This is a genomic window from Achromobacter sp. (genome assembly GCF_032113835.1).
Classification (GTDB): Bacteria; Pseudomonadota; Gammaproteobacteria; order Burkholderiales; family Burkholderiaceae_B; genus Achromobacter.
The window spans coordinates 74,099-87,568 of record NZ_DAMCTG010000009.1 but is presented as its reverse complement, the minus strand read 5'-3'; the positions used below and the strand labels follow the sequence as shown (position 1 = coordinate 87,568).

The 13,470-nt window shown below is 65.8% G+C and carries 12 protein-coding genes; 6 read left to right on the top strand and 6 right to left on the bottom strand.

Annotated features, from left to right (window positions below; genetic code table 11):
• The first annotated feature begins 193 nt into the window (after positions 1-193).
• The 5 genes from RT697_RS05960 (at position 194) to RT697_RS05940 (ending at position 5,784) form a co-directional block, all read left to right on the top strand.
• Positions 194-1,219: an ABC transporter substrate-binding protein gene (locus RT697_RS05960; protein ID WP_313697425.1), complete on the top strand. Its 1,026-nt coding sequence runs from the start codon at positions 194-196 to the stop codon at positions 1,217-1,219.
• A gap of 632 nt (positions 1,220-1,851) precedes the next feature.
• Positions 1,852-2,853: an ABC transporter substrate-binding protein gene (locus RT697_RS05955; RefSeq protein ID WP_313697424.1), complete on the top strand. Its 1,002-nt coding sequence runs from the start codon at positions 1,852-1,854 to the stop codon at positions 2,851-2,853.
• Between the two features lie 292 nt (positions 2,854-3,145).
• A complete protein-coding gene (locus tag RT697_RS05950; protein ID WP_312430198.1) occupies positions 3,146-4,003 on the top strand; it encodes a proline/glycine betaine ABC transporter permease in 858 nt (285 codons plus the stop codon).
• Positions 4,000-5,283, top strand: a complete 1,284-nt coding sequence (locus RT697_RS05945) for a glycine betaine/L-proline ABC transporter ATP-binding protein (RefSeq protein ID WP_313697423.1) — start codon at positions 4,000-4,002, stop codon at positions 5,281-5,283. Before RT697_RS05950 ends, RT697_RS05945 begins: the two co-directional genes overlap by 4 nt.
• A 126-nt stretch (positions 5,284-5,409) precedes the next feature.
• Positions 5,410-5,784, top strand: a complete 375-nt coding sequence (locus tag RT697_RS05940; protein ID WP_313697422.1) for a tautomerase family protein — start codon at positions 5,410-5,412, stop codon at positions 5,782-5,784.
• A gap of 129 nt (positions 5,785-5,913) precedes the next feature.
• On the opposite strand, the gene RT697_RS05935 is transcribed toward RT697_RS05940, so the two are convergent.
• The 3 genes from RT697_RS05935 to RT697_RS05925 form a co-directional block, all read right to left on the bottom strand.
• The gene (locus RT697_RS05935) at positions 5,914-6,879 is read right to left on the bottom strand and encodes a tripartite tricarboxylate transporter substrate binding protein (protein ID WP_313697421.1); all 966 of its coding nucleotides are present in this window, start codon (positions 6,877-6,879) and stop codon (positions 5,914-5,916) included.
• A gap of 88 nt (positions 6,880-6,967) precedes the next feature.
• Complete coding sequence (locus tag RT697_RS05930; RefSeq protein WP_313697420.1) at positions 6,968-7,447, bottom strand: MaoC family dehydratase; 480 nt, start codon at positions 7,445-7,447, stop codon at positions 6,968-6,970.
• The gene (locus tag RT697_RS05925) at positions 7,444-8,691 is read right to left on the bottom strand and encodes a CoA transferase (RefSeq protein WP_313697419.1); all 1,248 of its coding nucleotides are present in this window, start codon (positions 8,689-8,691) and stop codon (positions 7,444-7,446) included. Before RT697_RS05925 ends, RT697_RS05930 begins: the two co-directional genes overlap by 4 nt.
• Positions 8,692-8,762: 71 nt before the next feature.
• On the opposite strand from RT697_RS05925, the gene RT697_RS05920 reads away from it, so the two are divergent.
• Positions 8,763-9,662, top strand: coding sequence for a LysR family transcriptional regulator (locus tag RT697_RS05920; RefSeq protein WP_313697418.1), 900 nt, complete (start codon positions 8,763-8,765; stop codon positions 9,660-9,662).
• Between the two features lie 16 nt (positions 9,663-9,678).
• Here RT697_RS05920 and RT697_RS05915 read toward each other — a convergent pair whose 3' ends face one another.
• The 3 genes from RT697_RS05915 to RT697_RS05905 all read right to left on the bottom strand — a co-directional run bounded on the left by RT697_RS05915 (position 9,679) and on the right by RT697_RS05905 (position 13,130).
• Positions 9,679-10,815 carry an AAA family ATPase gene (locus RT697_RS05915; protein ID WP_313697417.1) on the bottom strand — a complete coding sequence of 379 codons (1,137 nt, stop codon included), beginning with the start codon at positions 10,813-10,815 and terminating at the stop codon, positions 9,679-9,681.
• On the bottom strand, positions 10,812-11,687 hold the full coding sequence (locus RT697_RS05910) for an RNA ligase family protein (RefSeq protein WP_313697416.1): 876 nt from the start codon (positions 11,685-11,687) through the stop codon (positions 10,812-10,814). Before RT697_RS05910 ends, RT697_RS05915 begins: the two co-directional genes overlap by 4 nt.
• Before the next feature lie 309 nt (positions 11,688-11,996).
• A complete protein-coding gene (locus RT697_RS05905; RefSeq protein ID WP_313697415.1) occupies positions 11,997-13,130 on the bottom strand; it encodes a metallophosphoesterase in 1,134 nt (377 codons plus the stop codon).
• Positions 13,131-13,470: the final 340 nt, after the last annotated feature.

The window sequence follows — 13,470 nt, the reverse complement described above, 5'->3', positions numbered from 1 at the left end:
CTGCGCTGGGGCTTGCGGCGTGGGCATTGCGGCTGCGCTGAGCGGCCTGACATCGACGCTATTTGGATAGCAGAAATAGTTCGTTCCGCCGCCGCGCGCGCGTTGCTAGGATCGCCGGCCACCCTACGTTGCCACCCTATGCCGCGAATGACGCGGCGTACCGAACCCACCGGCCCAAGGAGCCCGCGACCTCATGTCCATCAATCCGTTTTCCCTGCGCCGTTTCACGGCGACCTCGGCGCTGGCCTTTGCGACGCTGGCCGCGGCCGCCGCACCGGCCCATGCCGAAGGCACGCTGCGCGTGGCCCAGCAGTTCGGCATTGCCTACCTGATCCTCGATGTGGTCAAGGACCAGAAGCTGATCGAGAAGCACGGCAAGCAGGCCGGCGTGGATATCAAGGTGGAATGGGCGCAGATTTCCGGCGCGTCGGCCATGAACGAGGCGCTGCTTGCAGGCGCGCTGGACATGGTGTCGGCCGGCGTGCCGCCCGCGCTGGTGCTGTGGGACCGCACGCGCGGCAAGCAGAACGTGAAGCTGGTGGCGGCGCTGGGATCGTTGCCCAACTATCTGCTGAGCAACAATCCGGCGGTGAAGACGCTGGACGACTTCGGCGCCAAGGACCGCATCGCGGTGCCGGCCGCGGGCGTCGGATTCCAGTCGCGCACCTTGCAGATCGAAGCGGCCAAGCGCTATGGCAAGGACAACTTCAAGCGCTTCGACGATATTTCCATCAGCCTGCCGCATCCCGATGCGACCACCGCGCTGATCTCCGGCGGCCTGGAAGTGAACGCGCATTTCTCCAGCGCGCCGTTCTACTACCAGGCGCTGGAGCGCAATCCGGCGGTGCACAAGGTGATCAGTTCGTACGACATCCTGGGCGGACCCGCGACCTTCAACGTGCTCTACACCACCCAGAAATTCCACGACGCCAATCCCAAGACCTATCACGCGTTCTACGCTGCGCTGGCGGAAGCCGCGGCATGGATACCCGCGCACAAGGACGAGGCCGCCGCAATCTTTATCCGCCAGCAGAACTCCAAGCTGCCGGCGGATTTCGTGAAGAAGATCCTGGACGACCCCGAGAACCAGTTCACGATCACGCCGCAGCAGACCAAGGTGTATGCCGACAAGCTGCGCGAGATCGGCGTGCTCCAAGGGCAGGCTGAAAGCTGGAAGGATTACTTTTTCGCGCCGGCACACGCCACTGCCGGTAGCTGACGGTCAGCGGGTTTCCTCGAACAGTCCCTGCGCAGCCAGCGCCGACGTGAACCGCCCCGGTGTCTGACACCCTGGTGAGACGGCCTTCGGTTTGCCGCACTGCCGCAAGGGTGTCAGACACCTTGCTCCAATATGCGGCCAAGAAGCCTGCTGAGCCGTCAACGAAAGACACGTAAAACTGCCCGCGAAGCGGCCGTTTCGGCCATCCAAAGCCCGTTTTGGAACGCCCTGTATGTGTTTATCCGAACATATTGTTAACTAAATGTATCTTCCGTCCCGGGATGAATTCCCCCTGGGGGAATCCGCCATTCATCTAGGCAATCACCGGGTTTTCCCTGACGATTTTCACGGCGAATGTATCTGTTTCATTCACCCTTGGGGTTGGTCTGCATCTCAATTTCGTTTAAGATGCCGCCTTCTTCGTTCAGTTTGTTCTCTTTCTCTGGGTTTTCAAAAACTCGTTTTTGAAGCTCCCTGTCTTGCAAGACGCCGCGTCCCTCGCGGGCTGTCTTGTTGCTAGTGTCGGTTTGTATTGGCGGTTCTGCCCGTCTTCCGCACAACCCCCTTAGCTCCACGGTGCCTCCCGGGCTTGTTCCCGGCGTGCGTGCCTGAACCTATGGAGGCAAAAGCCAATGCGTTTTACCCCTGTCAAGACCCTGGCCGCCGCGGCCGTTCTGTTTGCGTTTGCCGGTACGGCCCAAGCCGCCGACGCCCCGCAATGCGAGCTCAAGCGCCCGGTCACTTTCGGCGGCATGAACTGGGAATCCAATCTGGTCCTGGTTGACGTCGAACGATTCATCATGGAAAAGGGCTATGGTTGCAAGACCGAAACCCTGCCCACCGAGACCCTGCCCGCCCTGGCCGCCCTCGAGCGCGGCGATCTCGACATCAATACCGAAATCTGGCTGAACAGCGTGGCCGACCCCTGGTCCCGCGCCGAGAAGACCGGCAAGGTCAAGCGCATCGGTGACGTGTTCATGGGTGCCGAAGGCTGGTACATCCCCAAGTACACGGCTGAACGCCTGCCGGAACTGAAGTCCGCGGCCGACCTGCCCAAGTTCAAGGATGAGTTCAAGGATCCGGAAGAGCCCGGCAAGGGCCGTTTCTACGGCTGCCCGGCAGGCTGGGGTTGCGAAATCACCAGCAACAACCTGTTCCATGCCTTGAAGCTCGACGACTCCTACACGCTGTATTCGCCCGGCACGGGCGCGGCGCAGAAGGCGGCCCTGATGTCGGCCTACAAGCGCAAGCAGAACGTGGTCTTCTATTACTGGTCGCCCACGCCGCTGGTCGGCGCGATGGATCTGGTCAAGCTGGACCTGCCGGCCTACGACGCTGAAAAGCACAAGTGCCTGACGTCGTCCAAGTGCGCCAAGCCCGAGCCCAGCGCCTATCCCGACAATCCCGTCTTCACCGCGGTGAACACCAAGTTCTCCCAGGAGGCGCCCAAGCTGACCGAATTCCTGTCCAAGGTCTCGGTGCCGCTGCCGGTCATCAACGAAACCCTGGCCCACATGGAAGAGTCTGGCGATGAATCGAACGCCGTGGCCAAGTGGTTCCTGAAGAACAAACCCGACGTCTGGACCAAGTGGGTCCCCGCCGACGTCGCCGGGCGCGTCCAAAGCGCGCTGTAAAGCACTGTGATCCTGGCTGCGCGCCGCGGTGGCGCGTACCGGCCCTCTGAGGGACCGGACCTCTTTGCCGGGATGGCCGCCGGCCGGACGCATGCGTCCGGCCCGGCAAGCGTGCTTGTGCCGCCACCCGCGGTGGCAGTGATACCGGTGCAGGGCACCGATGCGGATGTGATCTGCGCGATCCATCATCCGTCCAGGTGCCAGGCACCCGTCTCAGTCTCGTTGTTTTCCGCTGCGCCGGCGCGCCCGGTGGCGACACGGGCGGCGAGCGCGCCAGAATGGAGTCAAAACGATGTTTCCTGAAATTATTCCCGCCCGTCAGGTACGGGGGGCGATCGACGGCTTTGTCGATCATCTGGTCACCAACTATGCCGACACGCTGGAGACGTTGTCCCAGCCCGTGCTGCATGCGTTGGTGTGGTTGGAGCAACTCTTGCGCAGCTCGCCTTGGTGGGCGGTTGTCGCGGTCACCATCGCGATCGCCTATGGCGTCAGCCGCCGCATCGGCCTGAGCGTCGCGATGGGCGCGCTGCTGTGCGTGATCGGCGTGCTGGGCCTGTGGGACGCCGGCATGCAGACGCTGGCGCTGATGATCATGGCGGCCGGCCTGTCGGTGCTGATCGGCATCCCGCTGGGCGTGCTGATGGCGCGCGTGAACTGGCTGCGTTCGGGCATGCTGCCCGTGCTGGACGTGATGCAGACGATGCCCAGCTTCGTGTACCTGATTCCCGTCGTCATGCTGTTCGGCCTGGGCAAGATCCCCGCCATCATCGCGACCGTCATCTACGCCGTGCCGCCGCTCATCCGCCTGACCGACCTGGGCATCCGCCTGGTCGACCGCGAAGTGCTGGAAGCGTCGCGCGCCTTTGGCGCCAATCCGCGCCAGCAGCTGTTTGGCGTGCAGTTGCCCCTGGCGCTGCCCAACATCATGGCCGGCATCAACCAGACCACGATGATGGCGCTGTCGATGGTCGTCATTGCGTCGATGATCGGCGCGCGCGGCCTGGGTTATGAAGTGCTGCTGGGCATCAACCGCCTGGAAGTGGGCCGGGGCCTGTTGGCCGGTCTGGGTATCGTGGTGCTGGCCGTGCTGTTCGACCGGATCACGCAATCGTATGGACAGCGCATGCGCATGGGAGGCCAGCGATGAGCAAGATCGAAGTCAAGAACATCTACAAGATCTTCGGAGCGCATCCGAAGAAGTGGCTGGAAGCCGCGCAGGGCGGCATGAGCAAGGAAGAGCTGCTGGCCAAGAGCGGCCATACGCTGGGCCTGCGCGACATCAGCCTGTCCATCGAAGAAGGCAGCATCTACGTCATCATGGGCCTGTCCGGTTCGGGCAAGTCCACGCTGATCCGCCACTTCAACCGTCTGATCGAGCCCAGCGCGGGCCACATCCTGGTCGATGGCGTGGACGTGGTCAGCCTGAACAAGCGCGATCTGGAAGTCTTCCGTCAAAAGAAGATGAGCATGGTGTTCCAGCGCTTTGGCCTGTTCCCGCACCGCACGGTGCTGGACAACGCCGCCTACGGTCTGACCGTGCAAGGTGTGGGCAAGGCCGAGCGCGAGCAGCGCGCACGCGATTGGCTGGAACAGGTGGGCCTGTCGGGCTTCGAGAACCAGTATCCGCATCAGCTGTCGGGCGGCATGCAGCAGCGTGTCGGTCTTGCGCGCGCGCTGGCCACCGACGCCGAAATCCTGCTGATGGACGAAGCGTTCTCCGCGCTGGACCCGCTGATCCGCCGCGAGATGCAGGACCAGCTGCTGCAACTGCAGGCCAAGCTCAACAAGACTATCGTCTTCATCACGCATGACCTGGACGAAGCGCTGCGCCTGGGCAACCGCATTGCCATCCTGAAGGACGGCGAACTGGTGCAGGAAGGCACGCCGGAAGACATCCTGCTGAACCCGGCCAACGATTACGTGCAGTCGTTCCTGCAGGACGTGAACCGCACCAAGGTGCTCAACGCCACCCACGCCGTGAATCCGGCGCGCCTGACGCTGACCATGCGCTCGCGCCCGGCGCATGCCGTGGACCGCATGAGCGCGCTGAATTACGAGTACGCGCCGGTGCTGGACGGCAAGCGCCTCGCGGGCGTGCTGACCGCCAAGGCGGCCGCAAAGGCAATGCAGGAAGGTGCGCGCGATGTGTCCCGCTTTGTCGAGGACCTGGCCTCGGTGCCTGCCACGGCGGGCCTGGGCGAAGTGCTGGCGCAACTGGTGCACAGCGACCAGCCGGTCGCCGTGACGGGCGAGGACGACGAGTTCCTGGGCATGCTGTCCCGCAAGAAGGTCGTGGAGCTGGTCACGCCGGCGCTGACCGAGACGGCGGTTTCGGCTGACGCCCTGACTGAAACCCCGGCTACGGCGGATGCAGACGCGTCGACCGCCCAACCGGAACTGGAACGCGAAGGCAAGGCCGCCGCCTGATTCCGGCGTTCCCCGCATGACCCCATGCGCCCGCGTGCAGTTGCTTGCACGCGGGCGCAGTCACGATATGATGGCTTGCCGGCGGGCCCCGCCGGCTTTCCTCTTCGTGCACCGTCGGAATCCGTCATGCCCCTCTTGAACGTCCAGATCATGCAAGGCCATTCGGCCGCCCAAAAAGCCGCCCTGCTGAAGGCGGCGTCCAACGCGGTGGTGGAAAGCATCGCAGCGCCGCTGCCCAGCGTGCGCGCCGTGCTGTACGAAGTCCCGGCCGAACATGTGATCGTCGCGGGTGAAATCGGCAAGCGCATGGCGCGCGTGGACGTCGACCTGATCGAAGGCCGCGATGAAGCCAAGAAGGCGGCACTGATCGCGGCGCTGAACCAGGCCGTGTGCGCCAGTCTCGATATCTCCGGCGAAGACGTCCGCGTGATCCTGCGCGACGTGCCGAAGACCGACATGGGCGTGGCGAATGGCTTGAGCGCCAAGGCTGCGGGACGCTGAGTCGTTCTGCGAATTGCTGCCGTATTGAAAACGCCTGCTTTGCGCAGGCGCTTGGTTTGATCAACGCCCGCATCACGCGGGCGTTTTGTTTTGGCGAGTGACGAATTGGCCGGTGATGAATGCGTGCCGTCAATCCAGCTTCACGTTCGCCGCCTTCACCACCTCGCCCCACCGCGCGATCTCGCTTTTGATGTAGGCGGCATATTCCTGCGGCGTCGACCCCAGCGCCTGCGCGCCTTGCACTTTGAGCTGCTTCTGCATCTCCGGCGACTTCAGCGCGCGCAGGATCTCGGCATTCAGCTTTTCAATCACGGGCGCGGGCGTGCCGGCCGGCACCACCACGCCTTGCCAAGCGCCCATGCCAAAGCCCGGCGCCACGGTTTCCGCCACTGTCGGCACGTTGGGCAACTGGTCGCTGCGTGTCTCGCTGGTCACCGCCAGCGCGCGCAGCTTGCCTTCGCGGATGAAGCCCAGCGAATCGTTCAGCGTATTGGTCATCACCTGGACCTGTCCGCCAACCAGGTCAGTCATGGCGGGGGCGCTGCCGCGGTAGGGCACGTGGACCGCATCGATATTCAAGGACCGCAGAAGCAGCAGCGCGCCCAGATGCGTGACGTTGCCGGCCCCCGCGGAGCCGTACGACAGCTTGCCGGGATGCTTGCGGGCATAGTCCACGAAAGCCGGCGCGGTGTCGGCGGGCACCGACGGATGCACCAGCAGGACAAGCGGAATGACGGCCGTGGTGGACACCGGCGCAAAATCCTTCACCGGGTCGAAGGCCAGCGAGCGGTACAGGTTGGGGCTGAGCGCGATGGACGAGGTGTTGTACAGCACGGTGTAGCCGTCCGGCTTGGCCGCGGCCGCGTACTGCATGCCGATGTTGCCGTTGGCGCCGCCCTTGTTTTCGACGACGACCGTCTGGCCCAACTGGTCCGTCAGCTGCTTGGCCAGCACGCGCGCCACCAGGTCGGTTGGACCGCCGGGCGGGAAGGGCACCACCATCGTGATCGGGCGGTCGGGCCACGCGGCGTGGGCGCTGGCGGCGCCTCCCAGCGCCAGAATGGCCAGCGAGGTCGCCAGCAGGGCTTTCTTCATGGTTTGTCTCCTTGTGCTGTTATGGGTACTGCGGATTGGCGGCGGCGTCCTCTGCGGGACACCTGCCGCCGATAGCGGTCAGCTTGTGTCAGCGCGGCCTGCCGGCCAGCATGCGCACGGCCGTGTAGGCCATCACCGGCTTGCCATGCTGGTTGCGCACGTCGATGGTGGACGTGACGACCGCGCGGTTGTGCTGCGAGGTCGGGCGCACGCCGGTCACTTCGATCTCGGCCCAGATGGTGTCGCCGGCCACTACCGGCGCAATCATCTTCTTGTGAACCTCCAGCAGCGCCAAGCCCGTTCCCTGCACCATGCCCTGCATGATCAATCCCTCGATCAGGCCATAGGTCAGCGCGCCGGGGGCGGGACGGCCCTGGATGGCGCCGTGGGTGTAGGTGGCGTCGATGAAGATGGTCTCCAGCATGCCGGTGACGCTGATGAAATTGACGATGTCGGTCTCGGTCACCGTGCGGCGAAACGTCTGGAAGCGCTGGCCGACCGTCAGGTCCTGCCAGTAGAAACCTTGGCCCAATTGGGTGGCGGGCGGGGTGTCGCGGTCTTGGGTCATGCGGGGTCCTTGGCGTTTTCGGAAAGGGGGACGTTGGCTTGTCGGGCGGCGCCGGTATCGAGCAGCGCGTCGACGGCGGCCGGCGCGATGCCCGCTTCGGCCAGCACGTTGCGCGTGTGTTCGCCCAGGCGCGGCGGCATGGCGGGCGGCACGTGGGAATGCTGCAAGCGCACCGGGTTGCGGGGAAAGCGGTAATGGCTGCCGGACGCGCTTTCCAGCGGCACGAAGAAATCGACGCTGGCCAGATGCGGATCGGTTTCCAGGTCTTCCAGCCGGTTCACGGGCGCCGCCGGGATCTGCAGCCGCTCACACAGGGCGAGCCAGTACGCCGTGTCATGCGCCGCGACGAGGCCGGCCTGCAATTCGTAGAGCGTCTCGATGTGGCGCGTGCGCGCCGAGATGCCGGCAAAGCGCGGATCCTGCGCCAGATCGGGGCGGCCGGCCGCGTTGAAGAAGTCGCGCCAATGGGCGTCGGTGTAGGGCATCAGGCAGACGTGTCCGTCGGCGGTCTGGCAGGGCCGGCGCCAGGGCGTGAGCACGCGCGGATAGCCGGCGTCGCCGGGTTCGTCGGCCAGATGCCGGCCGTAGTAATGCTCGATCAGCGCAAATGACGCCATGCTTTCGAACATGGGGACTTCAAGCTGCTGGCCCTGTCCGGTGCGCGCGCGCTGGAACAGCGCCGCAAGAATGGCGTGCGCGGCGACCAGGCCGCAGGTCTTGTCGGCGGCGACGGTGGGCAGGTAGCGCGGCGCGCCGGTCTGGCGGCCGACCAGATCCGCGAATCCCGACAGGCCCTGGATGATGTCGTCGTAAGCCGGGCGGCCGTCGTAGGCGCCGCCTTCGCCGAAGCCATACAGGCCGGCATAGACCAGCCGCGGGTTGCGTGCGCACAGCGTGGCGGGGTCCAGCCCCAGCGCCGCCATCTTGGCCGGCCGCATGCTGTGCATCAGCACGTCGGCCTGATCCACCAGCGTCAGCAGCGCCTCGCGCGCGGCCGGCTGCTTCAGGTCCAGCACGATGCTGCGCTTGTTGCGGTTCAGGCCCAGGAAGATGGCCGACAGGCCGGGCTCCTGCGCGGGGCCGGTTTGCCGCGTGGAATCGCCGCCGGGCGCTTCGACCTTGATGACGTCCGCGCCGTAGTCGGCCAGGATCTGCGAGGCATAGGGGCCGAATACGACGGAAGTCAGGTCCAGGACGCGGACGCCGTCCAGCGCCGGGCCGTTTGAGAGGGGAGTTGTCGTCATGGCGGAAATCCTATCGGCGCCGCACATACGCGTCTAATATGGCTTCGGTATTGCTTGATACGGAATCTGTTATGGCTATAGATTTGCGCCAGCTTCGGCAGTTCGTCACGATCGCCGAACTGGGGAGTTACCGCCGCGCGGCCGACGCGCTGCACATCGCCCAGCCCGCGCTGTCGGTGTCGATTCAGAAACTGGAGCACGCGGTGGGCGTGCCGTTGCTGGTGCGGGGCGCCAAGGGCGTCACCACGACGCCCGCGGGCGACGCCCTGATGGCCGATGCGCGCCGCGCGCTGTTCCATACCGACCAGGCGCGCCAGGCGGCACGCCGGGTGGCGTTGGGGGAGTGGGGGACGCTGCGCCTAGGCTTCGTGGGCTCGGCCACGTACATGCTGCTGCCGCGCTGCCTGCCGGCCTTCCGTGCGCAGTACCCGGATGTGCAACTGGACCTGCGTGAAGACAGCACGGTCGGGCTGGTGGCGATGCTGCGCGCCAACGAGATCGATGCGGGCCTCGTGCGCGGTCCGTTGGCCGAAGACAGCGAACTGGATTCATGGGTGGTCGAGCGAGACGACCTGATCCTGGCCGTGCCTGCCCGCCATCCCCTGGCCGGCGCCGGGCCGATCGCGCTAGCGAGCATGCGGTCCGAAAATTTCGTGCTGTATTCGCCGGCCAAGGTGCCGGGGTTGAATGGCGTGACGCTGGCGCTGTGTCACAAGGCGGGTTTTTCGCCCCGCATCAGCCAGGAAGCCATTCAGGTGCAGACGCTGGTCAGCCTGGTCGCCAGCGGCCTGGGCGTGGCGCTGGTGCCCGGCGTGACCCGCGCCTATTCCACACCGCATGTGGCGTTCGTGCCGCTGACTGACCCGGATGCGCAGGGCGCGTTGTCGTTGTCGTTGGTGACGCATCGCGACACCTCGTGCGCATCCGTGCTGCGTTTGCGCGACAGCATGCTGACGCCGGAGCCTGCCTGAGCCGCGATACACCGCGCTACACCGCGTAGACCACCCGGTGCGCCTCCGTGGGCAGCGGCAAGTCCCAGCGGTGCAGCATGCCCGTCAGCGTCTTGTTGGACAGCGACGTGTCGCGCCGCGCATTGCGGCGCAGCAGCTCGGCGCGCGGCTTTTCCAGATACACCAGCTCCACGTCCGCGTGATAGGCAAAGAGCAGATCCAGCGTCTTCTTGCGCATCAGCTCGCTGAGGTTGGTTGCGTTCCACACGAAGGGCGCTTTCGCGCGCAGCAGGGCCTTTGCGCGGTCGATGGCCAGGTGCGCGACCATGCCTTCGTTCTTGCCGTGGCGCAGGCCCAGTTCCTCGCGCGCATCGTCGAACGACACCACCGGCAGGTCCGGATGATGCGCCGCCACCCACGTGTTCTTGCCGGACGCCGGCAGGCCCGACATGACGATGACGCGCGACCCGGGCTCCTGGAATAGCGCGTAGTCGGGATGCACGTCGGCGCCGCGGAAGTAGCTGACGGCGGTGTGCGCGTCGGCAAAGGCGCGGGGCAGGCCAAAGCACCGTTCGTCGCGCGCCAGCTCGCAAAACAGTGCGATGTTGTCCAGCACGCGGCCGGCATCCGCGCAGATGCGGCCGCGCATGTCGGCTTCGGCCAACATGGCGAGGAGCGGAAGGGACACGTGCCAGGACAGTTCGCGCACGATGAACTCCGGCGAGCGGCCGCGGCGCGAGCCTTCCAGCGCGAAGAACGGCACCTGGTGCGTGGCGATCAGCCGGCATATCGCTTCGCGCACCGCGAACGGCACGCCGGCGTCCCACAACGCGATGCGCGCGTCGATGGCGCCCTTGCGCGAATGGCCGGGCTGGCCGATGGCGCCGGTGACCGGGTCGATCACCGTGGTGCTGTGCTTGGCCACGTCGTGCAGCAGGGCGGCCAGGAATACGATCTCCTGGTCGGCGCGGGACGCGGCCTGGTACTGCGGCAGCGCGATCAGCGCGTCCACCACCATGCGCGTATGCGTCCACACATCGCCCTCGCCGTGATAGCGCGGGTCCTGCGGCGTGGTCTTGGCCAACTCCAGCGCGGGAAAGGCGGCCAGGCAAGCGGCATAGTCCGCGCCGCGCCCCGGCTGGGGCACGAGGGCCCGGATCTGTTCGTGATTCATGAGGTCTCTCCGGTGCGGGCATCGCGCAACGTGTCCCAGTCGACCGCGAGGCGCGGCGCGTACAGGTCGACGCCGTCGGCCAGCTGGTTGGGGACGTACGGCTGCTCCGAATGGTGCATGTCCGAATCCAGGATGGCCTGCACGAAGTCGCGGCGCACCCACTTGTAGCGAGCGATGGTCTTGCCGTCCGCTTCGGCCTTGATATACAGGCCTTCCGACAGGTCCGACTTGTCGCACTGCTTCCAGGCGCGCGCCAGATCCAGCCCTTCGCGCAGCACGGTGGCTTCGAAGGCATCGCGCCAGCCGGCCGTCTTGGCCAGCGACGGCTTGAGCATGAACTTCAGGTCCGCCAGCCGCGCGGGCGCCGGGCCTTCGTACAGCACAGGCACGGACAGCACCGGACCATCGGCCAGCAGCGCGCGGCGCGCGCCGGTCGACAGGAACTCGCCGGTGCGGCGGTCCAGCACATCGAATTCAAAGAAGTGATGCGGCAGGGCGTCGTAGAACACGGAGTGCTTCTTCGACAGCGTTTCGCCGTACATCACATAGCGGTCTTCCAGCCGCTCCAGCAACCAGTCCGCGTGCGCGGCGGCCCACGCCTTGACGAAGCTGAACTGCCGCTCGCGGCCGCCGCCCACCAGGTAGTGGCCGCGCGATTGCAGCAGCAGTTCGCCGGACGGGCCGAAGCTGATGCCCGTGTTGGCGCCATCCAGCTTTTCTTCGACGACGAGCGTCTGGCCGGCGAGCGTGCGATAGGGCACGTGGTCATGGCCTTCGTCCCCGTCCTGCAGGCGCGAGCCTTCCAGGTGGGGCGTTCGGGGGTATCGGAACAAGTCAAGCGATTGCGCGTAGGCGCAGAAATCCAGCGTCATGGGTCTTCTCCAGCAAATGGGAAAAGCCGACGACACAGTCTTTACGGGAGGGGAAGCGGGGATGGGGTGTGTTGCGCTTCCTGGATCCGCGCCTGCCGGGCGGGGGTGTGCTCATTACATGGCGTCGAGCAGCGAATGCGGGCAGGCTGACCGCGGTACCAGGACGGTACTCGTCGGCGTTCAGGCGAATTGACGAATGGCAGACACGGTTGCACCCAAGAAGCGAAAGGCGTTGAAAAAGCAGGGCCGAATGCTAAGTCAGCGCGGCGGCGCTTGTCAACGCGCCGCCGCATTTGTGGCAGGAGCGCGTCAGGCGGGCGGCGCGGCGCGCAGCACGATCTGCGTGATTTCCGACGGCCGGCCAAGGCGGATGGGAAAGCCTGGCCACAGGCCCGCGCCATTGCTCACGTACAGCTGCATGCCGTCGACCTGGTACATGCCCGACACGTAGCCTTCGTTGGCCAGTTGGGTGACGAAATGCGGACCCAGAATCTGGCCGCCGTGCGTGTGGCCCGACAACTGCAGGCCGGCGCCGGCTTGCGCGTGGCGCTTGGTGCCTACCGGCCGATGGCTCAGCAGGATCACCGCCGACGACGGCGGCACGCCCTTCATGGCCGCGTCGATGTCCGGCAGCGGCTGGTTCACGCGCGCTGCCACGCTGTCCGTGATGCCCGCCAGGACCAGCGGCTGGCCGTCGCGTTCAATCGTCATGTGTTCGTTGAGCAGCATGCGCAGGCCGAGCTTCTTGAAGGCCTCGATCCAGCCCAGGTATTCGGCGTAATACTCGTGATTGCCCGGGATCGCCACCACGCCATATTGCGCGCGCAGATCGGCCAACGGTTGCACGTCGGCCGCGCGGGCCGCGGGCGTGCCGTCGACCAGATCGCCCGTGATGAGCGTCAGGTCCGGCTTGAGCGCATTGGTGCGCGCCACGACCGCTTGCATCCAGTCGCCTTGCAGCAGGCGGCTGGCGTGCAGGTCGGTCAGGTGCACGATGCGAAAGCCGTCATACGCTTGCGGCAGGTTGGGCAGGGCGACTTCGATCGTCTTGACCTCCGGCACGCGCACGGCCTGCCAGACGCCCACGGCGGACAGCGCAAGCGCGGCCACGGCGGACCCGGCGCGCAGACGCGTGCAGCCCAGCAGCGCGCGTCCGCGTCCGCGCGAGAACAGCGACACGATTAGCCCGGCCACATCCGTGATGAAGAGAAAGCTGGCCAGCAGAATGAGCGCGCCAAATGCCCAGCCCAGCGTCATCAGCACGGCGGCGGGCACCTCGGGAGACGCCATGGTGCCGAAGAAGTTGCGGGTGATGAGATGGTGTTCGGCGGCCAGCAGAACCAATATCGATAGCAGCACCCGACCGGGGGCGGGCCACTTCAACTGCCAGACGAAGCGCCAGATGACGTAGAGCGCGATCAGCGCTGTGATGACATGAAACACGTGCGAAATCCTGAATCTTGTTGTTGGAATCGCCTGGATCGGCCTCTCGCTGCCGCCCGGACGAAGTTTCCCGCGAGGGAGCGCCGATTAAACACTGGATTTTGCGCGGCGGCTGAAACATGGCGCGCGGTGGTGGGGGGCGTCGCAGGTCGGTGTCTGACACCCGGGGAGATGCGCGTCAGCTTGAGCGGCTGTCTCAAGGGTGTCAGACACCTGGCGGGGCGATGGCGGGCCGTCGCAGGTCGGTGTCTGACACCCGGGGAGATGCGCGTCAGCTTGAGCGGCTGTCTCAAGGGTGTCAGACACCTGGCGGGGCGATGGCGGGCCGTCGCAGGTCGGT

Coding starts and splice junctions, on each gene's coding strand:
- RT697_RS05960 (WP_313697425.1), top strand. CDS start 194: ATGTCCATCAATCCGTTTTCCCTGCGCCGTTTCACGGCGACCTCGGCG.
- RT697_RS05955 (WP_313697424.1), top strand. CDS start 1,852: ATGCGTTTTACCCCTGTCAAGACCCTGGCCGCCGCGGCCGTTCTGTTT.
- RT697_RS05950 (WP_312430198.1), top strand. CDS start 3,146: ATGTTTCCTGAAATTATTCCCGCCCGTCAGGTACGGGGGGCGATCGAC.
- RT697_RS05945 (WP_313697423.1), top strand. CDS start 4,000: ATGAGCAAGATCGAAGTCAAGAACATCTACAAGATCTTCGGAGCGCAT.
- RT697_RS05940 (WP_313697422.1), top strand. CDS start 5,410: ATGCCCCTCTTGAACGTCCAGATCATGCAAGGCCATTCGGCCGCCCAA.
- RT697_RS05935 (WP_313697421.1), bottom strand. CDS start 6,879: ATGAAGAAAGCCCTGCTGGCGACCTCGCTGGCCATTCTGGCGCTGGGA.
- RT697_RS05930 (WP_313697420.1), bottom strand. CDS start 7,447: ATGACCCAAGACCGCGACACCCCGCCCGCCACCCAATTGGGCCAAGGT.
- RT697_RS05925 (WP_313697419.1), bottom strand. CDS start 8,691: ATGACGACAACTCCCCTCTCAAACGGCCCGGCGCTGGACGGCGTCCGC.
- RT697_RS05920 (WP_313697418.1), top strand. CDS start 8,763: ATGGCTATAGATTTGCGCCAGCTTCGGCAGTTCGTCACGATCGCCGAA.
- RT697_RS05915 (WP_313697417.1), bottom strand. CDS start 10,815: ATGAATCACGAACAGATCCGGGCCCTCGTGCCCCAGCCGGGGCGCGGC.
- RT697_RS05910 (WP_313697416.1), bottom strand. CDS start 11,687: ATGACGCTGGATTTCTGCGCCTACGCGCAATCGCTTGACTTGTTCCGA.